This window comes from Flavobacterium sp. C3NV (assembly GCF_046825355.2).
GTDB lineage: Bacteria > Bacteroidota > Bacteroidia > Flavobacteriales > Flavobacteriaceae > Flavobacterium.
The window spans coordinates 86,278-108,224 of the sequence record NZ_JBKQBJ020000007.1; the positions used below are offsets into that span (position 1 = coordinate 86,278).

Consider the following 21,947-nt stretch of genomic DNA (forward strand, 5'->3'; position numbering starts at 1 on the left):
ATCCTGATTAGAGATAATGCCATTTGCATTTGATATATATAAATTAAAACGATTTCTGTTTTTCGAAAGTCGTAGTAAGTGATTTTTTTGCTTTGGCAAGAGCACCGCTAAACGCTTTTTCCAGTGTATCCGAGTGATCTGTTACGGTTAAGGGTTGTAAATTGGCTACACGAACTTCAATCACACATTTTTTATCGTTTAAGCTGAATTTTTCTCCGTTTTCATCTCCAAAATGTACTTCAATGCGGGTTATTTTTTCTTCAAAACGAGCTAAACCTTTTTCTAATTCTTCAGAAAAATAAGTTGCTAATCTTTCGTGTCCTTCGATGTTCTTGTCGGTATTGATTTGAATTTTCATATCGGTTTATATTTAATGATTATTCTCAAAGCTATCTTTTTTAGAATGAAAACCCAAGTGAGTTAATAAAACATTATGAAAAAATGGTAGAAAATTTCAAGGCCATTTTTTTATCAGACTTGGCGATTTTCGAAATGTAATTATCGAACGCGGATTTAACGGATTCACTTCGTGAAAACGCAGATAAAAACAGATTTTTTTATTGTATTTTTTTCAGGCTGAGTGTAGTCGATATGCGAGGCTAAGCGAAGTCGGTATGTCAGGCTGAGCGAAGTCGATATGTCAGGCTGAGCGAAGTCGAAGCCCCCCGCGCCAATGCGCCAACTAAAAAGTTATCACCTTTTAAATTGCTTATAAAATCCTACTATTCACAATGGTTTATTTGGTATCTTCGCAGTCCTAAACATCGAGAATATGAATACAACAAAACTTTTTGCCCGTATGGTACGCTGGCGGTATTGGAAACAACTGCAACGCGTTCTCGAAGGCGTAGGACAGCTAACCCATACGGGTTTTATATTTCCTAAATTTCGAGATTATGAGTGTAAACACCCTTTCAAAAGAAACAGAATTGCGCTTAAACGAATTTTTCAACCAAGCGACTGATCCTAAAAGTTTCGCCAAAGCAATTCGAAAAGTAAATTATCTTCTCGCCATATCGCTAATGCGAGAATGCGAAACCTTGCAAATCGATACAAAATCAGTCGAACAAGGTTTTTATTGGTTGAATGAATTAGCCGAAATTTTAAATCCTTATCTGGATGCTGAATAATTAAAAATGAGAAAAGTCACTATGAAAAGTGGCTTTTTTTATTTCGTTCAGTTTGTCATTTCTAAGAATGAGAACACGAGCGATAGCGAACTGGCGAAGCAATCTTCGCAGGTAACTCCGTAAAGTTTGTCCTTTTGATAGAGTAATAATTTGAACAGTATTGTCAGGCTGAGCGAAGTCGAAGCCTCGTTGCAATTGTCAAACTTGTCTTTCTGCAATTGCATTCTCAATTTCAAGAATACACGAATCCAAATTTTTTTTGATATCGTTACTCCAGAAACGAAGAATCTTCCAGTTTTGAGATTCTAAATGCGCATTGACTTCAATATCTCTTTGCATATTTCGTTCAATTTTTTTGATCCAGAATTCAGGATTGGTTTGTGGTTTTTTTCTAGTTTCCCAATCTTTTCCATGAAAGAATTCTGAATCTACAAAAATGGCAATTTTTAATTTTTTAAAAGTAAAGTCCGGTTTTCCGAAAACTGTTTTGTTGTTTTTTCTATATCTGTAACCTAGATTCCATAATGCTTTTGCCAAACGAACTTCTTCTTTGGTATTTGTGCTGCGAACAGCTTGCATGTTTTTTGATCTTTGTTCTGGAGTTAATTTATCCATATTATAAAGATAATCAACACAGATAAAAATATAAAACTTATTTTTACTCAAAACAAAAACAAATGCCTAAGAAAGAAAATACCACATCGTATTGGGCTTTAAAATCGGTTTCAGATGAAGATGTTACTTACGAAAGCACTGATCGATATAAAGATGAAATTGAAACAAAATATGTATATGATGATTCAGTTGCCAATCACAAGCAAATTAAGTTGGGAGATATTGCAGTTATTATAGATAAAAAGGAAGTTCTTGGATTAGCAAGAATATCCAAAATTCTAAAATTTAATGGTACAAAGAAGAGGCGTAGATGCCCTATTTGTAGAAGTACCAATTACGGACCTCGGAAAACTAAAACTCCAAAATATCTTTGTAATAAAGGACATGAGTTTAGTGTGCCAGATTCAGAAATAATTGATGTAACAAATTTTGAGGCATGCTACAGTACAAGTTTTATCGTACCAAAAGAGATTGTTACTATTGATAAGATAAAACCTTTTTATCATAGAAAGTATAATCGAAATATGTCTATGCAAAATATTAGTAAAGATTTCTTTATTGAATTTTACGAGGCAGAAATAAAAAAATTAAAAGAAGAATTTATTTATCCTTCTGCAGAGGAATCGGAAAATTATTTAAGTGATTTGTTTGATGAAGGTTATATTCCATTAAATAAAGATGAAAGGCCAAAAATAATAAAAACCATATTTGAAAGAAGAGGACAGCAAAAATTTAGAGACTCTCTACGTAATTTACATGGAGATAAATGTATGGTTACTGGTTGTGAGATATTACATATTATCGAAGCGGCGCATATTAATCCTTATAGAGGAGAAAAAGATAATCATGTTGCAAATGGATTACTTTTAAGATCTGATATTCACACTTTATTTGATTTAAATTTGATAGGAATTGATCCTGAAACACTGGAAGTAAAGCTTTCTGAATCTTTGCTAAGTAGTGAATATGAAGAGTTTAAGAGTCGTAATCTTTTGATAGCAAAAAATAATGTTCCATCTATTAATGCTTTAAATATAAGATGGAAACTATTCAATAAATAATTGAAACCATATTACTATTTTTAACTAAAGAATAATCACTTTTTTAATGAACAATTATTATAGAAAAATATTAGATTCACAGATAAAAAAAGGTTTAGCTGATGCAAAATCCGCTATTGAGTTAAAACATCCTTATTTAACAGGAAGGTTAAGGGAAATTGTATTGCATGAATTAATACAGCCAATGCTCAATAATAACTTTTCCATAGGTAACGGAAAAATTGTTGATTATCTCGGTAACATATCAGGTGAAATTGATTTATGCATCTATAGTAAAAATCTTCATCCACCAATATTTTTTTCGTCAAGTGATAAAATGGGAATTTTTCCCATTGAATCGGTACTAAATGCCATTGAAGTTAAATCTGAGTTTAATTTGGCTAATTTAAAAGATGCATTTTTAAAATTTAGGCAATTAGATACAGAGCTTATTGTGACTGCAGCTATTCATGATGAAAGGGGTGATGTAGTTCCCACATATTTTATAAAACCACATTACTCCTTATTTACTTTTGATACTCGTTTGAAGAATTATACTCCTGCAAAGATTTTGGAAATGTATAGTAAAATTGATGAAGATTGGGAGGACCATCCTTTAATTGCCAATATATGCATTGCTGATAAAGGATGGTTGTGTAATACTTCTCAAGGTTGGGTACATTACTCCTTCGATAAAGAGAACAACTTTAATGAAGAAATTGTTAGCTTTTTATCGACACTTGTTAATGATTTACCACGAATAGAATCAAGTAGAGGTAATCCTAGAATAGGATATTATTTAACTGATCCTTTTAATCTTGATAAATTAATTGAAAATGAGTTTGTGAATAAACCTTGGGGCAAAGGAAGATATATTTTTAGAAATACTGATTTATTATAAATAGAACGGTTTTAGTTTCCCCATCTTCTTAACCACTCTGATTCATCTAATCCGATACGTGATAAAATTGAAGCAAAATTAGTGACAATTCTTTGAGAATGTAAATCTTTTAAATCTAAAACCCATTCAAAATTTTCGTCATGTTCTTCAGAATAAATTTGATTGAAAATAAATTTGGAATTATCATTTAGAATTCCCTTTATAACTCCGTCATCATTAGAGCAAGTAAACTTTATAGTTCTAATTGAAAAAGATTTTTTATCTAGTTTTAATTTTATTCCATTAGGAGTGATTAGGTCGAATTTGTCAGTTGTAATGGTTAATGGTAAAAAAAGGAATTTTCTTTCTTCTCCATTTTTTAATCTAACACTATCACATTTTTGTTGAATGCATAAAAAATAACTTTCGTCTCTTTTTGTACTTTTCAGAATTGTTCCTAAAGTAAGTTTCGGTTCAATGTTTTGTGGAAGGAATAGGCTTTTATGATGAGTTAATTTTGCAAATTCCTTGTTTATCTGATCTATATTTTCATGGTTAGTTGTATTTAAAAATAAGGAAGTATTGTTTAAATATAAATATTTTAAAAATTCATCTCTTTTTTCTTTATTTTCAATTAATAGTTGAAATACAGAATTAAATTTTTTATCGACACGAGTTTCTTCGGAAAATAAAAGATTTATCAAATTTGTTTTATCTCTTTCAAAAGTTTCTTTTGGATTTAAAGGCTTGCCTTTGCCATTTAGAATAGGATGCTCCTCATCATTTATATTTATTTCTAACCATTCTTCTATAAAATTCTTATCAATTAATTTATGTGTTTTATTATATAGTAATAGGTCGGCTATGGAATCTTTCATAATATCAAGTAAAAGATCTTGAGCATCATGAGTGTTAGGTAAAAAGGATTTGTGACTTAAAAATGCGCTATCAAGTTCTTTTGAAAATAAGCTTAAAATTTTATTTGAATTATCTCTTATGGTAGTTAATGATAATAACGCAAAATTAGATAATAATCCAGATGTCATTTTCGTAAATTCATCTAACACAAATAATGGTAGGTCTTTATACTTTATAATTTTATCATTTAGATGCAGATGGTTGAATTTGTTATCAACTTCATCATCATTAACAGATGATTTTGCTCTAACTAAAATTTTAATGTTAGGACTACTTACTTCACATAAGTCTTGTTTAAAATTTGGATTTATTACAAGTAAATTTTCTGAAATTTCATTTGTAATTTCCATTAAATCAGTCTCTCCTGTATAAACGACTATTAACTTTAAACTTTCATTGTCTTTGACAATATTTTTTAAAATTTCAATTGTATATTGTCCTCTAGGATCTTCACTAGGTGCATCTGCATTTGGATCGTCAATCTCATCATCAGATAATATTATCTGCCAATCTAAAATTATAATATCTGCTTTTTTAGTGATTGATTTGAAGTTATTTATATCAGACTTTGATTTAGGTTTATATATACCACAAACTTTTTCTTCTTTCGCAAAAGCCATTGAAACTTTTTGTGCGTCAAAGTCATGATTAGGATTTTGAGAATTAGCATCAGAATAAGCTTTGTCATCTATGAAGACTATGCTTTGTAAAAAATTATTAGAAATTTTTTTAGATTTTTCAAAGAAGCCATTATTCATTTCTTTCTGTATTAATTCGTTGAATTTTAAAAGTAACTGAAGATCCTTCCATAGGATGAACCACAGATATGTCATAACTTTCTGCATTTAAAACTTCTTTACTTATACTTAATCCCATTCCTCTCCCATTTATCTTTTTACTAAACCCTAAATTAAATATTTTCTCTCTTTCTTGGATAGGAATCTCAATTCCATTATTAGAAACATATACCCCATTTTCATCAGCATGTAGGCGTATGATTTTTTCATCAATATCACTGTGGTTAAGCCAATAAATTGCATTATCAATCAAATTAACAAAAACTGGGTAGAACGTTGATTTAAAACCAAATATTTTTTGTTTTGCAAAACCGTTGGTATGTTTAAACATAATGCTATGCCTTTCCATTCTAGTTTTAAATAAATCAATTAAAAATGTTTTTACTTCTATTAAAGAAATATTTTCTCTTTTTCTATTTAGACGTCTGTTTAAAGGTGTGAAAAGATTTAAATAACCATCCAAATGTTCAAAATTAATTTTTATATTATTATATACATTATCAAGTTGATGGTTAACATCAGACCATGCTTTTAAATCTTTAATACTTCCTCGTATTGAGCGTACAGTACTGCTAAATTCATGATGAAGAATTCCAACAGCTAACCCTAATTGGCTTAATTCTACATCTGCTTGAATACGTTCTCTTAGTTCTTCCAGTTCTTCAGACATTGCATCTGAAATTTGATCATTTGTAATTATTTGGTCATTATTTTTTTCAATATAAAAGCTTTCGAATTGTCTAATAATTCCGTCCATAACAAATGTGTTACGACTACTTATTAATTCAATTTCTTCTTCCATAGATTTTCTTTCCTCTACCAAGTTAAAATCTTCAACATTATTAGTACTTAAATGCTTAAAACGATCTTTTACTGATCTAATTTGATTATCTAAGTCTAACATCAATTCAGATGTAAGTTCTTTTATTTTTTTTGCAACATCATTTACAACATCATTTGTTTCCGTTCTTTTCTTAAAGTTTAATTTTTTTGCTTCTATAGAAATAAATTCAACAGATTGTTCTAATCTTTTTCGCTTACTTATTTCTATGTTTAATTTAGTACTATAATCTTCAATTAAATTATCAATTTCTAGATTGGCTTTATTGAAAGTATTTTGTTCAAGTATTTGATACTCTTTGAAATATGTTGCAAAATCGAGTCTGTTTCCTTTGGAAATAGTGAAGCCCTTAGGACTTGATAATGTGATTTTCTTTTTGTAGTCGCTTATTTTTTGTCTACCTTCAAATTCGTAATCAATTATTTTTTGACTTGCTTGATCGGTGTCTTTTATATAGATTACTGAGTTAAGATTTTTTCTTGTATCTTCTATTATTGTGTTGACGTCATTTTCAAATTTATTTGAAGCAAGATCTTTAAAAAAAGTATCTAAGTTTTGAAGAAATTTTTCTTTTTTCCCTTTGGCGAGTTTATCTCTTCTTTCAAGAGCATTATGAATAGAATTTAATTCTTCTTTTTTTTGATTATAAAATTCGGATTGTGGTGTTTTTCCTTTTTCATCAAAAAAGTCAAAAGCTATTTGAATGACAAAGTTTTTTAAAATTTCTTGAAAATTTCTAAATGCTTTGTTTTCGATAAAACCTTCTCTACCAGCTTTTTCAACAAGTTTAGAATTTTGATTGCTATTTATTTCAATTACTCCAAACATTCTTCTATGGGAGAAAAAATAAGTGCTAGCTCTTTTAGTTCTATTTTTTTCAATATGTAAGAAATCATAATCAACATCACCGTATGGTAATACTCTTATATTGTCCTTGTAAATGTATAATGCTCCAAATTTATTTGTTTTGTTGCTCAATATAGCCCAATTTTGAGAGTCAACCTTTGAACTTTTTAGATCCCCTTGTATATATACAAAATTAATTTTGAAGGGTCCACAATCTGTTTCTCTAAAATTATTGCCATTCCAGTTAACTATATGATTTTCGTATTCTTTTTCACCATATATATTAATATCTCCTTTGAATTGGCCAAATTCATCAAAAGTCCCTTCAAAATGGTGGTCGGCAATTTCAAATTCTTGAGGTGTAAAAAACTGTTCCTTGTCAATTATATTAAAATACGTGCCATCGTCTCCTCTGTAATCCCTAAATGAAATATCGATTACGGGTTTGGGGTGATTAGGAGTCATAGTGTTATGAAAACCAATTAACATTTTTTCAATCTTGGTAGCTTCTTTTGTTTCTTTATCTCCCTCAATATCGAAAATTAAAGTTTCGCTAACTGGATTTATATAAAAAAATGTACCACCTTTATTGTTTGATAATTCAAAATCCCCCACTAGATTTGTATTAATTTTCTTAGGGTCAATATTGAAATTGATTATTGAGTTAGCTACTCTTTCATAATCAGAAGATGTTATAATATCTTTAATTTTTAATTCTTCTAAAGAAATTAAAACTTCATTTTTAAGCTGGTCAAATTCTTTTAAATCTGGGATTTCGTCGAACTCTTTAATTGGAATTATTATGTCTTCAAGATTAATACCAGGTAATTCAAATAATTCCCAATTGATAAAAACAGCTACAATTTTAGAATCTTCTTTTCTCTGCTTTGCTTTTGTTATTATTAAAACTTGCTTTCCAATTGAAGCTATAGCTAATCGACCAATTCCTTTCTCGCCCATTACTGGTCTTAAAGGTTTATGAGAATCTTTTGGAGGTAATAAAGTTTTATTATTTACGAATTTACTTTCTGTTCCGATTGTTAACCATCTCGTTTCGAACTCGTCTTTTGTCATTCCAAGCCCGTCATCACGTAAAATAAGTAAGTTATCTTTTCTAAAAAAATCAATATCAAATTTATCAGCATATGCATCATGAGCATTTTTAATGAGCTCATTAATTGCAGTTGGAATTCCTGCAATTTGCTGGCGACCGAGTAAATCTAACGCTCTAGCTCTAGTTTTAAATAATGCCATTTGTATGATTTTTTATAATTGATTCACCAATGCATTTTGCATATTGTGGCGGAACTGCGTTACCAATTAGCCTAGCTATGGCAGAAGTACTTGTTCCATGAAATATATATTTTTTTGGGAATGATTGTAACGTTGCCCCCTCACGTAAAGATAATGCCCTATCTTCTTCAGGATGGGCAAAGCGACCATTAGATATGCTGAAAAATTTTGTAGTTATAGTAGGAGATGGTTTGTCCCACCATAAACGACCAAAAGTATCTTTAAACCAGTCATCTTTTCCAATAAAACAGGGTAGCTGCAATTCGGGATCATTTGCAAAACCCAGTCTATTTCCTCCGTCTTTCGCAATTTTTTTTAATCTTCTTTTATTGATTTCAGAAATCGTTGGTACGGTGTGAATAAATTCTGTTTCATCTCTATTACCATCACTAATTTTTGGAAAACCATTTGGTTCACCTATTACATCTCTAACAGTGACTTTAGTACCTTCTTTTTTTTCTGGATTTATTTTTTCTGTAGTTACTCTATTTGCTATTAAAGTAAATCTTTTTCGACTTTGAGGAACACCATATTCAGAAACATTATGGACTTCAAAATGTACATTATAGTTGTTGTCTTCTAGCCAGATTATAAAATCCTCTAATCCACTTTCTTTTTTCTTTCTTAGTACACCAGGAACATTTTCTACTACTACGTATCCTGGGTTAAAGTGTTTAACAAATCTTGCAAATTCGATTAAGAGATTTGCAGATTTTGTAGATTTTTCTCTCTTAGTATTAATTATGCTCCAAAACTGACAAGGACTGCATCCGATTAAAATTAGATCATCATCATTTTTATCTAGTTTTAATCTGTTTTCAAGTTCTTCTTCTTTCAGATCAAAAACGTCTTCCTTAATAAACTTATCTTTACCAATATTTGCATCATAGGTATTTCTGCAATTTTCTTCATTATCAATTCCTGCCAGAACATTTATACCTGCTTCTAGCATTCCATAACTCATACCGCCGCCGCCACAAAAAAAGTCAACTGCTTTTAAAGTATTAGTTTTATTCTCCATAATTAAATAACTCCTGAATATTTACTTCCAAAGCTTTTGAAAGTTTTTCGATGATTAATAGTGAGACATTTCTTTTACCTTTTTCTATGTCAGAAATGTAGGTTCTGTCTATGTTGGCAATATTTGCCAGATACTCGATAGAGTATTCTTTTTGTTCTCTTAAGGCTTTTATTTTATTGCCAAAATTTTCTTTCAAATCGTTCACGAGATAAATGTAACGGAATGAGGACAATTGTCCGGTTGACAATTGTCCTCATTCTTAATTAGTTTTTAACCTTATTAAGTGGGTATAATTTTAAATTTTTCTCCATAAAAAAACGCCAATCATTTCTGACTGGCGTTACTTAATATTCCTAAACTTCTTATGAAAACAAAACCCTTAGCCCTGATGGGAACGGCATCCTTTTGTGGTGGGGTTCACCACAAAAGATATAGTGGACAGCAGGAAATAGCTCCTGAAAATTGAAATTACAGTATTTTGAAATTACAAATTATAAGTTGAAAAAGATCTTCCACTTCGCTCAGAGTGACAAATCTTTGGCGAGTTTCTAGTGTGATTGCTTTAGCCGCGGCGAACAGGTCTTTCCTCAGAATTACAATATTGAGATGAGTTTGTGGCAAAATCATTTTTATTTATCCTTCTTTCCCCATTTAATTTTCATTTTTCCTTCGTCGTCCAGAGCAATTAAATGCAGGACAATTCCGCGGTCGCGAACGGCGTCGCGTTCGGCTTTGGTGGCGAGTTTGATGTCGTTTTTGGAGTTTCGGAGTGGGATGGTGAGGGCGAGATTGGTGCCTCGGCCAAAGGAATAAATACCTTCGGCATCGAGGTTTAAGACACTGGAACTAATGGTGAAATTATTGACATCGATTTGCTCTCCGCGCAATTTAAGTTTGCCTGATAAATCGCTAAACGTAATATTCTCGACATCGCGGAACGGAAAGGCAAACTTGCCAATTTTTACGATAGGCTCGAAGTTTAACAAAGCGCCCTGATTGACATTGAACGCCAGATTGCCGTGCATAGAATTGGTGATCAGCTCGCCATTGCTGTTGATAAAACCGGTAACATTGGCCTGACTGCTGAGTTTTCCTTTGATGTTATTAGGACTAAAAGATTTGACTCCGAAGTTATTAAACGATCGTAAAAAACTTGCAATATCAACCCGGTTTACCTGCGCGTTTGAGCTAAAAGCAAAGTTTTTTCCGCTGGGTTGTACTTCGCTGTTAAACGTGATGCTTCCGCCGGAAGTTTGCAGCGAACCGTTTTTAATCACCAATTTCGAATCGATCATTTGTACGGTTGCGATTGTGTTGGTCGCAGTTAGTTTGTTGTAACTAATTTTATCGGCTTTGATGTCGATTACTACAGCACATTTGTCGATTGCGGTTCGTATTTGGTTTGAAATTGTGGTTCTTTTATGGGTTTTCGCCGTGGCTTTTGTTTTTTGCGAAGTGGCTAAAACACCCAAAAATTGTTTGAGATCTATGTAGGGTGAATAGATTTTCCAGTTTACGATCATTTTTTCGGGCGCATCGTAATAAAGGTTCAGGAAATTGTCGATTTTGCCTTCGATTAAAATGGTGTTTTTAAGATGTTTGTATGTGATTTGTTTGATGAGTAATGCTTTCTCAGTAAAATCAAGGTGAATGTTGGTTTTTACGGCATGAACATTTTTTGGGATATAATGAAATGAGGCGTCATCGACATCTATTTTACCAATAAAACGCGGTTTTGTAATGTACAAATCGACAATATCAAACTGAAATTTGAGATTGGCTTTTGCATGTCCGGCTGAAAACTGAATCCATTTGTCATTGCTGATTTGGTTGAGTCTTTCGACATCAAAATCTGAACTTACGTTTCCGGTCGCGACTGGTTTTTCGAGATTATTAATCGCCAATTGCGGAATCGTAAGCGGAATATTCTCGTATTCGCCCGCAAATTGGGTCAGGATAATAGCCGAATTAGCATCGTTGTAGCCGTCTTTTGGTTTGAAATTATTGGTAAAAATTCCTTTAAAATGGCATTTTTTGATTAATCCGTCGGGAATACTCAGTTCGTTGTCTTTTATAATGGCCTGAACCACAATTCTGGGATCGCCTTCGGCATTAAAATCGCCTTTTATGTCGCAATTGACATCGATAGGTTTACTTAAATTGAAGCGATTAAGTTTCGAACTAATATTTCCTGATAATACATTCGAAGCATTTTGCCATAAAATTGTAGTCCCAATATTGATTCCGAAAAGGGCATTTCCTTTGGCGAGATTAAAAAAGGCAATAATATCAAAAGAATCTGTTCCTATTTTTAGATCTCGGGTTACGATGTCAATTCGTTCTTTTTGAGCAGAATAGGCAACATTAAAAGTTCCTTTGAGTTCTTTTTCTTTGGCAAAACTGCCGTGTACGGTATTAAAAGCTAAGCTCTTTATTTGTGTATCCAGAAAAACATCGGTTTGCCAATTGTCGCCATCATAATCTACTTTTGTTTTTAAACTGGCAACATCAAAATCGAACAATTTATGTCCAAGCCGATTGTCCAGAATAAAATGAACATCGTTGAGGTCGATTTGGTCAATAGTAGTTTCGCGATCTGATTTGTTTTCGGGCGATTTTTTCTTTTTGGGTTTAAAGATATTGGCGTTCGAATAACCGTCTGCTGCTTTATAAACATAAATATCGGCATCGTTGATGAGGATTTTATGAATGTTGATTTCGTTTTGCAGTAAACTCCAAACGTTTAATCGCGCTTCGATTTCGGTTGCTTTTAGTAAAGTATGTTGGTGCGTTGCCCATTGATTGTCTTTGAGTTCGACATTTTTTAAGGCCAAAGTAAAATTAGGGAAACCGGTTAGAAACTTATAATGAAAATCACCAACATGAAATTTTCCGTTGATGTTTTCATTGATCTTCGTATTGATCTTGGCGATGATTTCGGTTTTATTTCGATTAAAATAAATAGACAATCCTCCACAAGCGATTAATAACAATACAATAAGTCCTAATACGAAAAAGCCAAAGCGTTTGGCATATTTTTTAAATCGAACCGATTGAAAGAAGTTTTTTATGTGGAGTAAAGTTGCTGACATCTCAAGGAATTTTCTGGATTACTAAAGATAAGGTAAAAAACTGAGCTTATTTTAAAAAGATGTGCCACAATATATGTAAGTTATAACTTATTTTATAAAAACATGGGAATGATATAATAAATGACAATGCATTTATAATTAAAACTAATTTAAGAATGGTGTATGATTAGTATTTAATTTTTAAATTTGTACTCTAGTTTGAAACGAAACAATTCAGACAATAATTTTAAAAGAAAAGAAATTATGGCATTAGCAATAACAGATGCTACTTTTGATGAAGTAGTTTTGAAATCAGATAAACCAGTAATGGTAGATTTTTGGGCAGCATGGTGCGGTCCTTGTAGAATGGTTGGTCCAATCATTGACCAAATCAGCGAAGAATACGCAGGTAAAGTAGTTGTTGGTAAAGTCGATGTAGATGCTAACCAGGAATTCGCTGCAAAATATGGTGTGCGTAACATACCTACTGTTTTGGTTTTTCATAACGGTGAAGTAGTAGGAAAACAAGTAGGAGTTGCTCCGAAACAAACCTACGCAGATAGTTTAGACGCTTTGTTGTAATCGTAAGATTATGATTTATATAAAAAAGGTTTGGCGAAAGTCAAGCCTTTTTTATTGGAATAAAATTGGATTGAGCATATTTTTAAACACATAGGAACATAGCTTTTGTAACTTAATAAAAAAGGCATTTCATTTGTTTGAACACACATAGCTATGTGAAAGAAACGTGTTTTTTTATTCATTCTTTTTTCGGAATGTAAAGCTATTTCTCTATGTGTTTAAATAAATTGGCAACAATAATAAACTAGAGGAATTTAAGCCTTTTTTATTTAAAGGTTTTTTGCCACGAATTTCACGAATTAGCACGAATTACTTATTTTGGATAATGCTTAAAAAAGGTTGCCACAGATTAAAAGATTTTCACAGATTATAAAAATCATTTTAATCCTTTAATCTGTGGCAAAAAACAGACTGAATTTTAATTCGTGCTAATTAGTGTAATTAGTGGCAAACCTTAATCGTAAACGTAGTTCCGGATTCAGGTTTTGAGCTGACTTCGATTTTGCAATTGATGGCTGTAGCCAAATCCCGAATGAGATGCAATCCTAAACCGGATTTGATGCCAATAACTTCTGAATCATCATATAAAGCTTTGAATTGTTCCTGACTTCCGCCGGGACCATTGTCTGAAATGGAGAGGTATTGAACTTCGCTTTCCTGCCAGGCTTTCCAGATTATTTTTCCGTTTTCTGTTTTTTCTAATGCTTTTATGGCGTTTCCGGTAAGGTTTCGGATAATGGTTTTGAGGTAGTTTTCATCTGTATTTAGGATGATGTTTTCGGGATCTTCAAATGATATTTGGATGTTTTCTATGCCCGAAAAATGGTTCTGCGTTTCATTAAATAAAATAGAAATCGGAATTTCTTTAAAATGCGGTTTAAAGTTTTCCATTTGGCCTTTGCTCCACAATAGAATATCTTCCATCGAGGATAATAAATTCTCGGCTCCGGTGATGACTTTGGTTTGCATTCTTGCAGCCATTTCTTCATCGATCAATTCGGGGTTTTCTTTTTGAAGATGTAGAAAGTGAATTAAATTCGAAACCGGACTTCGTAAATCGTGGTTTAAAATACTAAAGAACCGCGCTTTTATTTTGTTGGCTTCGTCGAGTTCCTGATTCAAAAGCTGTAATTTCTGATTGGTTTTCTTTCGGTTTTGGTTTTGTTTGAATAATAATAATCCAATGATTCCCACGAGAATTAATCCCGAAATGAGAAAGATGCGTTGTTTCTTGGCTTCGTCAATCTGAATATTTTTAAGCGTATTCTCAGTCGAAAGATTCTTGATTTCCTGCCCTTTGGTTTTGTTTTGGTAACGCGCCTCGGCATTGGCAATATTTTGCTTCGCCGATTCCTGCATCATTTCGTCATTCGACTTGCTGTAGATTTCGTTATAATAAAAAGCCTCTTTCCAGAGTCCTAATGCGGCATAACTTTGCGATAGTTTTTTATTGATATTTACAAAGGATTCTTTATCGTAGGTCAAGGCATTTTTCGAAGCTTTTTTTAAGGTTTCTATCGCCTTTTTATAGTCTCCTTTTTCATATAAAATTCTTCCCATTACGGCGTTGGCTTCCATAATGATATCCTGATCATTGGATTTTTTCCCTAATGCAAGAGCTTTTTTAGCATAATTAAACGCAGTGTTGATCTGGCCTTCATTAGCATAATATTCAGATACGCTTCTGTTGGCAAAACTTAGATTAAGAAATAAAGAGTCTTTTTTGGATGGAAAAGTATACGCTAACTTGTAATATTTTTGAATACTGTCCAGGTTTTTTAAAGGCACAAAACATTGCAGATAATAGTTGCAGGAAAATGCACTGATATAAGGAGAAGTTTTGATATAAGGCTGGGCATAATTAAGATATTCAATAGCTTTATTAAATTGTTTCATCTTAGTATAAGCCGCCGCAATCTGACTGTACGAAACGCCAATGGTTTCATCATTGGCTACCGTTTTTTTGAGCAGTTTTTTGTAGTTAATGGCTTGTAGCTGATAATCAATAAAGGTTTCGTATTGGGCATTATCGAGGTAATATTCGCCAAGACTTCCGTAAAGAACAGATTTTGTATACGTGCTTTTTGTAGTGTCCAGAACTTGTTTGATGTATTCGATTAAGGCTTTTCTTTTCGAAGTTTCATTTAGCGCATAATAGGCATAACTAAGACGCATCAAAGTCGAAGTTTCGTTTTTAAGATGTCTTGCTTCTTGCGCATATTTTAAAGCAATCTCATAATTAACGGACGCTTCTTTAGTCTGATTATTATTGAATTCGTAGGCATTTCCTTTTAAGAAATAAAATCTTGATTTGTAGGCAAGCTGATTTTTAGAAAGTTCAATTCCTTTTTGTGCGGCGATGATGAGTTTGGGATAATCTTCGGCATCCAAAACTTCATTGGTATATTTTAGCCAGATTTTTAATTTTTCCTGCTGGGTTTTATACTTGGCCAAAACAGGTTCCTGCTGCGCAAAAGCAGTAAAGCTGATGAAAAACAAAAACAGGAATCCCATTTTTTTCATGAGAACAGGTTTAGGTTTTCCTTATAACTTCTGCCAACGGGAATAGCAATGTTGTTGTTCAGAATAATTTCGGTTGAATTGATCTTTTGAATAAATTGTTTCTGAACCGCAAAACTTCGATGAATCCTGATGAAAGACTGAAAGTGATCTTCTTTCAGCAAATTACCAATACTCGATAAAACACAATGTCTTTTTTTATCGGTGATAACCAATGTATAATCTTTTAAGGCTTCGAGATATAAAATCTCATGTAGTTTGACTTTCGTTTGTTCGTGACCTTCTTTGATGTAAATGGTATCGCCGCCAATACTGGCTTCAAAAAGAGACGCTTTCAGTTTGATTTCCATAAACTCTTCGATACGGCTTACGGTTTGTGCAAAGCGATCCAGTTTCAAGGGTTTTACGATAAAATCTAATGTTTCGATCTCAAAACTTTCTACGGCATGTTCTGGATGTGCGGTTATAAAAATACAAACCGGAATTTCTAAAGCTTTTTTTCTAAACTCAATTCCGTTCAGGCCCGGCATATCAATATCCAAAAATAAGATGTCAACTTTTTCTCTTTCGATAAACGGAAGCGCGTCTTCTGCCGATTCAAAAATACCCAGAATATCCAGAACAGGAAACTTCTTGGCAAACGATAATACCGTAAGTCTGTCTATTTCGTCATCGTCGATAATAATACAAGTGTATTTTTTGGTCATTTATCTGGAATTTATGTCGTCTGTCTATTTAAAATGTTGTTCGTCTATTAGTGGTTTTTCGGCACATTTTAATCCTGCAAATTTGTCTTGTAATTCAATCATCAGATAAAAAGAAATACTCTTTTACGATCATTTGATTATTGCAAAAATAATGTTATTGAATTAAATAAGAATCATTTAGCCAAATTTAAAACCAAAATTATCATGAAATTTTCAAAAACCATTTTTACCATTTTATTAGTTGCCATTTCTACCATTTCATGCAGCAGCGATGACGGGACCGACGGAGTAAACGGAGTTGACGGACAAGCAGGTCCGGCGGGAGCAACAGGAACAGCAAATGTTATTTATAGTGCGTGGCTAACAGCGCCAACGGCAGTTGCAGAGACAATAGATGGAACATCAGGAATGTCTACATCGATTAATGCACCACAACTATCAGAAGATATTCTTGCAAAAGGAACCATATTAGTTTATGTGTCTTTTGGTTCAGGTACTTATGCATTGCCTTACACATCTACAGCCGGAGGATTTGTGAATACGATTACAGCTATTTCTACAGCAAAAAAGATCAAATTATTCAGATTTAGACATGATGCAGGAGGAACTGTAAATCTTCCAGCATCGCTTAGCTGGCGTTATATTTTAATTCCCGGAGGTGTAGCCGCAACAACAGGAAAAGCAGCAAAACCTGATTATGCTAAAATGAGTTACGAAGAAGTGTGTGCTTATTTTAATATTCAACTCTAATTTTAAAAGAATACAAGATAATTTATTGAACGAAAGAAGAACCAATAACTACATTATTATGAAAACTTTAAAAACCATTTTTACCATTTTATCCATTGCATTATTGACCATTTCCTGCAGCAGCGATGACGATAAAGAAGAAGCTGTTAAGTATAACGAAGAAAATCCTCTTGATGCTTATATGGCCGGTTCAGGATTTAGCCAGAAAGCAGTCGATGTAAAAAACTCAGGAATTTACGAATACGGTTTCAGTTTTAAACCAACAGTAACGGGTAAAATAAATGCTTTGGTGGTAAAAATTCCAGATGTAAATGCTGCATTAAGAATCACTCTATGGGATGCGGCGACCAAAACGGTTATAAAATCTGAAACGATAAATATACCAACCGCAAATGTTACGGTAGAAAAAACAATCACTCCAATTGCGCTTACAAAAGACAAAGAATACTTTTTTACCGTAAACAGCGACGACTGGATTAACAGAACAAAAACTGACGGATCTGCTGCGACGTATCCTATTACGGCAGGAAATATCATCATTACAGGATATGCCTATATTTCAAGTACGGCTGCAGAAACTATTTTTCCAACCAATGCGCGCAATACGTATTATGCAGGAGATATGACTTTTAAATTTCAGCAAACTCAATAATTTTATTTTTGGATAGTTAGAATTAGTATGTTTGGAAAAGGTCTGGCAATAGTCAGACTTTTTTTTTAGAAATTAACGTAAATTTGATAACCTTTTTTTAGATAATTAATCACTTTAAATAATTGAATATGAAAGCAATATGTTTATTGATTGTAATGTTGAGCACGACAGTTGTTTTAGCTCAGAGCAAAGATGAGGCACTTAAAAAAATTATTCAGCAACAGGAATTAGACTGGAATAAAAACGATATGAAATCCTTTTCTCAGGCCTTTAGTGAAGACGCTGTTTTAATTAATTTTTTAGGAATGTACTGGAAAGGAAAAGAGGAAATAATGACTCAGTTTTCTCATATTAACGAATGTTGTATTAAACCAACATCGATAAAATTGGAATGGATCGATGCTAAATTTTTATCTGAAAATGCGGCTTATGCACATATAAAAGAAACTTTGACAGCAAAAGAGGATTATGCTGTTCCTGGCGGAGTAGTTAAAAAAGGAACTGTAAACACTAAATTTATTACAGCAGTTTTCGAAAAACAGAATACTATCTGGAAAATTATTACTATGCAGGTAACTCAGGTAAATGCTCCGCCAAGATAATTTTGAAATAACACGTTTAAAAAGTTAGCCACAGATTGAAGGATTAAAAGATTTAAAAAAAATCTGTGAAAATCCTTTAATCTGTGGCTAAAAATTATACCGTATTAATTAGCGGAAATTCGTGAAATTCGTGGCAAACTTTTTTTATTTTTACAGATCTAACATTCCTTTAAAAATGAAAATTTTCTACAGCTTTCTTTGTGTTCTCGCATTTACTACAATTGGTTTTTCTCAATCGAAACAAAAAGAAAATCTTCTTTTAGAAAATGGTGTTTCAGAGCAATTGGCTATTTTTCGAAAAAAACAAGTTTCAGATGTTCGATATGATTTGGGATTTGAAATTCCGGGTCAGAAAACCGAAAATATCAAATCAGATTTGAAATTGTATTTGACTTTGTCTGATTTGAGTGAGCCTTTATATTTAGATTTTAAAGAGAAAACATCCAATATAAAATCAATTCAGGTAAACGAAAAAAGCATTGCTATTGTTCACGAAAAAGGACATATTGTTATTGCTCCTAAAGACTTGATTTTAGGAAAAAATACAGTTGCGATTTCATTTATAGCAGGAAATTTGTCTTTAAATAGAAACGATGATTTTCTGTATACTTTATTAGTTCCGGATCGCGCGAGCACATTATTCCCGTGTTTAGATCAGCCGGATATCAAGGCAACTTATAAATTGAGTTTAACAGTTCCTAAAGACTGGACAGTTTTGGCTGGAGCCGATGTAAAAGAGAAAGTAGAAAAAGGAGATTTTACGAGTTATGCTTTTGGAGAATCAGATAAAATGAGTACATACTTATTTTCGTTTGTGGCCGGAAAATTTAAAACGGTGACACAGCAACCAGGCAATAGAGAAATGACGATGTTGTATCGTGAAAACAATCCGGAAAAATTCAGAGTAAGTGCTGATACTATTTTTAATTTACACCAACAATCGGTAGACTTTTTAGAAAAATATACCAATTATAAATTCCCTTTTCAGAAGTTGGATTTTGCTTCGATTCCAGTTTTTCAATATGGCGGAATGGAACATGTTGGGGCGATTCAGTATAGAGAATCAACTTTATTTTTAGATAATAGTTCAACCGACAGCGAGAAATTAGATCGTGCAAAATTGATTGCACACGAAACCTCGCATATGTGGTTTGGCGATTTGGTTACCATGAAATGGTTCGACGATGTCTGGATGAAAGAAGTCTTTGCCAATTTTATGGCCGATAAAATCATGAACCCGATTTTTCCGAAAGTCAATCATAATCTACAATTTTTAACGGCGCATTATCCTAACGCTTACGCGGAAGATCGTTCGTTGGGTACACATCCGATAAAACAACATTTGGAGAACTTAAAAGATGCCGGATCACTTTACGGAGCGATTATTTATAATAAAGCCCCAATTATGATGCGCCAGCTTGAAGCTTCGATGGGAAAGGAAGCTTTCCAGAAAGGAATCGAAAAATACATTAAAAAATACGCCAACGACAATGCCGACTGGAATAATCTGGTCGAAATTCTGGATGCCGAAACACCACTTGACATGAAAAAGTGGAGCGAAGTTTGGGTGAATAAATACGGAAGGGCTATTTTTAATAATCAGATAAAATACGATGCTCAAAACCGAATTTCATCGTTTGAAATTTGGCAAGAGGCAGAAGGCAAATCTGACAATGTGTGGCCTCAGATTTTTGATATTGGTTTAGTATATCCTGATCAGGTAAAAGTACTTAGTGTCAATATAAAAGACAGGAATTTATCACTGAAAGAAGCTATTGGACTTGAAAAACCGCTTAGTATCATTTATAATTATAATGGTTTTGGTTACGGCGTTTTTCCGCTTGACGGGAATAATTTAGAATCTGTTTTGACTTTGAAAGATGAGGTAGCAAGAGCATCAACCTATATCAATATTTACGAAAATACCCTAACGGGAAATGTTGCGCCAGGTAAAGCTTTTGATTGTTTTTTAAAAGGAATTCAGCAGGAAGAAAATGAGTTGGTTCTAAAAACAATTACCAATCAAACGAGTAATGTGTTTTGGAAATTCCTAACCGAAAAACAACAAACCAAAGCGCAGAAACAATTAGAAGCTGTTTTGTACAGTCGTTTACAAGCCAATTTACCAAGCAACATCAAAAAGACTTTGTTTAATTTATTTAGTTCGATTGCGTATTCAAATTCGGCGAAAGCCAAATTATATTCGTTATGGAACAAAGAAAAAGTGATTCAAAGCTTAAAGCTAAACGAAGACGATTATACCAATATGGCAATGAATCTGGCCATATTTAAACACGCTAAAGCCGATGAAATTCTGAATAAAGCCAGAACAACAATTACAAATCCGGACAAACAAAAGCGATTTGATTTTTTGCTTCCGTCTTTATCGAAAGATGAAATGGTTCGCGATGCTTTTGTGAAATCATTAAAAGACGATGAAAACAGGGAGAAAGAATCGTGGGTTGCTGTAGGTTTGGCGAATATCAATCATCCGTTGCGTCAGAAAAGTGCTCAAAAATACATTAGATTTTCATTAGATTTGGTTGAGGAAATTCAGCGCACGGGAGATATTTTCTTTCCAAAGGACTGGCTGAATAATACAATTGGGAAATATTCATCGAAATATGCTTTTGACGAAGTGCAGCGATTCTTAAAAGAAAACCCTAATTTTAGTCCGATATTAAAACGAAAACTGTTACAGGCGACAGATGGTTTATACCGCGCACAAAATATTAAAAAAGAAACCGAATGAAAATCGAATCGGAAATAGAGAAAGTATCCAGTTTTCAGCATCTCGAGATGCTGGCAAATCAGGTTGTAGAAGGTTTTATATCCGGAATGCACAAGAGTCCGTTTCATGGGTTTTCGGCAGAATTTGCAGAGCATAAAGTGTATAATGCAGGAGAAAGCACCAAACATATCGATTGGAAATTGTTTGCCAAAACGGACCGTTTGTATACCAAACGTTTTGAGGAAGAAACCAATTTGCGATGTCATCTTATTGTCGACAATTCGTCGTCGATGCATTATCCGGAACTCAAATCAGGTCAGCCTTTTTATGAAAAGAAGATTGGTTTTGCGGTTTTGGCTTCGGCAGTTTTAATGAATATCTTAAAGAAACAGCGCGATGCCGTAGGTTTAAGTGTTTTTTCGGACAGTTACGAATATTATGCTCCCGAAAAAGGAAGTGATCGCCATCATAGAATGTTGCTCAATAAACTGGAACAATTATTAGAGCAGCCTAAAGTCAAGAAAACGACCGACACGATTACGTATCTGCATCAAATTGCAGAGAAAATGCACCGTCGTTCGATGATTATTATATTTACGGATATGTTTCAGTCAGAAGATGATGAAAAGCTGTTTAACGCTTTGCAGCATCTTAAACACAACAAGCATAAAGTAGTTTTGTTTCATGTCGTGGATGATAAAACCGAGCTTAAATTTGACTTTGATAATACACCAAGAAAGTTTATTGACTTAGAATCAGGCGAAGAAGTATCTATTTTTGCCGACAATGTAAAAGCAGAATATGAAAAAAGAGCAGAGGAGTACTTTAAAAAACTCTCTTTGACTTGTGCAAAGAACCAAATTAAGTACGTTCCGGTGAATGTTGGCGATAATTTTGAAAAAATATTGACTACATATTTAGTTGAAAAACAAAACTTTGGCTAATAATTTG

General features: G+C 32.9%; 18 protein-coding genes. 9 read left to right on the plus strand and 9 right to left on the minus strand.

Annotated elements, in window-relative coordinates; genetic code table 11:
- Positions 1 to 43: 43 nt before the first annotated feature.
- Positions 44 to 358, minus strand: a complete 315-nt coding sequence (locus ACIDC4_RS12125) for an HPF/RaiA family ribosome-associated protein (protein ID WP_194615273.1) — start codon at positions 356 to 358, stop codon at positions 44 to 46.
- Between the two features lie 538 nt (positions 359 to 896).
- Between ACIDC4_RS12125 and ACIDC4_RS12130 the strand changes: the two genes are divergently transcribed.
- A complete protein-coding gene (locus ACIDC4_RS12130; RefSeq protein ID WP_412045230.1) occupies positions 897 to 1,130 on the plus strand; it encodes a hypothetical protein in 234 nt (77 codons plus the stop codon).
- A gap of 198 nt (positions 1,131 to 1,328) precedes the next feature.
- Here the strand turns inward: ACIDC4_RS12130 and ACIDC4_RS12135 are convergent, their stop codons facing one another.
- Complete coding sequence (locus ACIDC4_RS12135) at positions 1,329 to 1,745, minus strand: very short patch repair endonuclease (RefSeq protein ID WP_412045231.1); 417 nt, start codon at positions 1,743 to 1,745, stop codon at positions 1,329 to 1,331.
- A gap of 62 nt (positions 1,746 to 1,807) precedes the next feature.
- Between ACIDC4_RS12135 and ACIDC4_RS12140 the strand changes: the two genes are divergently transcribed.
- Positions 1,808 to 2,806: an HNH endonuclease gene (locus tag ACIDC4_RS12140; RefSeq protein WP_412045232.1), complete on the plus strand. Its 999-nt coding sequence runs from the start codon at positions 1,808 to 1,810 to the stop codon at positions 2,804 to 2,806.
- A 46-nt stretch (positions 2,807 to 2,852) separates the two neighbouring features.
- Positions 2,853 to 3,686, plus strand: a complete 834-nt coding sequence (locus tag ACIDC4_RS12145; RefSeq protein ID WP_412045233.1) for a DUF6602 domain-containing protein — start codon at positions 2,853 to 2,855, stop codon at positions 3,684 to 3,686.
- A gap of 11 nt (positions 3,687 to 3,697) precedes the next feature.
- Here the strand turns inward: ACIDC4_RS12145 and ACIDC4_RS12150 are convergent, their stop codons facing one another.
- The 5 genes from ACIDC4_RS12150 to ACIDC4_RS12170 form a co-directional block, all read right to left on the minus strand.
- A complete protein-coding gene (locus ACIDC4_RS12150) occupies positions 3,698 to 5,341 on the minus strand; it encodes a response regulator receiver domain (protein WP_412045234.1) in 1,644 nt (547 codons plus the stop codon).
- Positions 5,334 to 8,321, minus strand: coding sequence for an ATP-binding protein (locus tag ACIDC4_RS12155; protein ID WP_412045235.1), 2,988 nt, complete (start codon positions 8,319 to 8,321; stop codon positions 5,334 to 5,336). Before ACIDC4_RS12155 ends, ACIDC4_RS12150 begins: the two co-directional genes overlap by 8 nt.
- Positions 8,308 to 9,381, minus strand: a complete 1,074-nt coding sequence (locus ACIDC4_RS12160) for a DNA cytosine methyltransferase (RefSeq protein ID WP_412045236.1) — start codon at positions 9,379 to 9,381, stop codon at positions 8,308 to 8,310. Before ACIDC4_RS12160 ends, ACIDC4_RS12155 begins: the two co-directional genes overlap by 14 nt.
- Positions 9,371 to 9,586 (minus strand): helix-turn-helix domain-containing protein, encoded by a 216-nt coding sequence (locus ACIDC4_RS12165; RefSeq protein ID WP_412045237.1) that lies wholly within the window; start codon positions 9,584 to 9,586, stop codon positions 9,371 to 9,373. Before ACIDC4_RS12165 ends, ACIDC4_RS12160 begins: the two co-directional genes overlap by 11 nt.
- 424 nt (positions 9,587 to 10,010) lie before the next feature.
- The gene (locus ACIDC4_RS12170; protein ID WP_412045238.1) at positions 10,011 to 12,473 is read right to left on the minus strand and encodes an AsmA family protein; all 2,463 of its coding nucleotides are present in this window, start codon (positions 12,471 to 12,473) and stop codon (positions 10,011 to 10,013) included.
- Positions 12,474 to 12,713: 240 nt separating this feature from the next.
- On the opposite strand from ACIDC4_RS12170, the gene trxA reads away from it, so the two are divergent.
- Complete coding sequence (gene trxA, locus ACIDC4_RS12175) at positions 12,714 to 13,034, plus strand: thioredoxin (protein ID WP_262490194.1); 321 nt, start codon at positions 12,714 to 12,716, stop codon at positions 13,032 to 13,034.
- Between the two features lie 441 nt (positions 13,035 to 13,475).
- Here the strand turns inward: trxA and ACIDC4_RS12180 are convergent, their stop codons facing one another.
- Entirely contained in the window at positions 13,476 to 15,557 is a 2,082-nt protein-coding gene (locus ACIDC4_RS12180; RefSeq protein ID WP_412045239.1) for a tetratricopeptide repeat-containing sensor histidine kinase, read from the minus strand.
- Entirely contained in the window at positions 15,554 to 16,261 is a 708-nt protein-coding gene (locus ACIDC4_RS12185) for a LytR/AlgR family response regulator transcription factor (RefSeq protein ID WP_412045240.1), read from the minus strand. The genes ACIDC4_RS12180 and ACIDC4_RS12185 overlap by 4 nt, the downstream gene beginning before the upstream one ends.
- Before the next feature lie 204 nt (positions 16,262 to 16,465).
- Between ACIDC4_RS12185 and ACIDC4_RS12190 the strand changes: the two genes are divergently transcribed.
- The 5 genes from ACIDC4_RS12190 (at position 16,466) to ACIDC4_RS12210 (ending at position 21,940) form a co-directional block, all read left to right on the plus strand.
- Positions 16,466 to 17,011, plus strand: a complete 546-nt coding sequence (locus tag ACIDC4_RS12190; RefSeq protein WP_412045241.1) for a hypothetical protein — start codon at positions 16,466 to 16,468, stop codon at positions 17,009 to 17,011.
- A 58-nt stretch (positions 17,012 to 17,069) separates the two neighbouring features.
- Positions 17,070 to 17,663, plus strand: a complete 594-nt coding sequence (locus ACIDC4_RS12195; RefSeq protein WP_412045242.1) for a hypothetical protein — start codon at positions 17,070 to 17,072, stop codon at positions 17,661 to 17,663.
- A gap of 128 nt (positions 17,664 to 17,791) precedes the next feature.
- Positions 17,792 to 18,265: an SgcJ/EcaC family oxidoreductase gene (locus tag ACIDC4_RS12200; RefSeq protein ID WP_412045243.1), complete on the plus strand. Its 474-nt coding sequence runs from the start codon at positions 17,792 to 17,794 to the stop codon at positions 18,263 to 18,265.
- 175 nt (positions 18,266 to 18,440) lie between these two features.
- Positions 18,441 to 21,017, plus strand: coding sequence for a M1 family metallopeptidase (locus ACIDC4_RS12205; protein WP_412045244.1), 2,577 nt, complete (start codon positions 18,441 to 18,443; stop codon positions 21,015 to 21,017).
- Positions 21,014 to 21,940 (plus strand): DUF58 domain-containing protein, encoded by a 927-nt coding sequence (locus ACIDC4_RS12210; protein WP_065451498.1) that lies wholly within the window; start codon positions 21,014 to 21,016, stop codon positions 21,938 to 21,940. The genes ACIDC4_RS12205 and ACIDC4_RS12210 overlap by 4 nt, the downstream gene beginning before the upstream one ends.
- Positions 21,941 to 21,947: the final 7 nt, after the last annotated feature.

Bases quoted from the DNA above. Each gene is read 5' to 3' on its own strand.
- ACIDC4_RS12125 (WP_194615273.1), bottom strand. From the start codon at position 358: ATGAAAATTCAAATCAATACCGACAAGAACATCGAAGGACACGAAAGA.
- ACIDC4_RS12130 (WP_412045230.1), top strand. From the start codon at position 897: ATGAGTGTAAACACCCTTTCAAAAGAAACAGAATTGCGCTTAAACGAA.
- ACIDC4_RS12135 (WP_412045231.1), bottom strand. From the start codon at position 1,745: ATGGATAAATTAACTCCAGAACAAAGATCAAAAAACATGCAAGCTGTT.
- ACIDC4_RS12140 (WP_412045232.1), top strand. From the start codon at position 1,808: ATGCCTAAGAAAGAAAATACCACATCGTATTGGGCTTTAAAATCGGTT.
- ACIDC4_RS12145 (WP_412045233.1), top strand. From the start codon at position 2,853: ATGAACAATTATTATAGAAAAATATTAGATTCACAGATAAAAAAAGGT.
- ACIDC4_RS12150 (WP_412045234.1), bottom strand. From the start codon at position 5,341: ATGAATAATGGCTTCTTTGAAAAATCTAAAAAAATTTCTAATAATTTT.
- ACIDC4_RS12155 (WP_412045235.1), bottom strand. From the start codon at position 8,321: ATGGCATTATTTAAAACTAGAGCTAGAGCGTTAGATTTACTCGGTCGC.
- ACIDC4_RS12160 (WP_412045236.1), bottom strand. From the start codon at position 9,381: ATGGAGAATAAAACTAATACTTTAAAAGCAGTTGACTTTTTTTGTGGC.
- ACIDC4_RS12170 (WP_412045238.1), bottom strand. From the start codon at position 12,473: ATGTCAGCAACTTTACTCCACATAAAAAACTTCTTTCAATCGGTTCGA.
- ACIDC4_RS12180 (WP_412045239.1), bottom strand. From the start codon at position 15,557: ATGAAAAAAATGGGATTCCTGTTTTTGTTTTTCATCAGCTTTACTGCT.
- ACIDC4_RS12185 (WP_412045240.1), bottom strand. From the start codon at position 16,261: ATGACCAAAAAATACACTTGTATTATTATCGACGATGACGAAATAGAC.
- ACIDC4_RS12190 (WP_412045241.1), top strand. From the start codon at position 16,466: ATGAAATTTTCAAAAACCATTTTTACCATTTTATTAGTTGCCATTTCT.
- ACIDC4_RS12195 (WP_412045242.1), top strand. From the start codon at position 17,070: ATGAAAACTTTAAAAACCATTTTTACCATTTTATCCATTGCATTATTG.
- ACIDC4_RS12200 (WP_412045243.1), top strand. From the start codon at position 17,792: ATGAAAGCAATATGTTTATTGATTGTAATGTTGAGCACGACAGTTGTT.
- ACIDC4_RS12205 (WP_412045244.1), top strand. From the start codon at position 18,441: ATGAAAATTTTCTACAGCTTTCTTTGTGTTCTCGCATTTACTACAATT.
- ACIDC4_RS12210 (WP_065451498.1), top strand. From the start codon at position 21,014: ATGAAAATCGAATCGGAAATAGAGAAAGTATCCAGTTTTCAGCATCTC.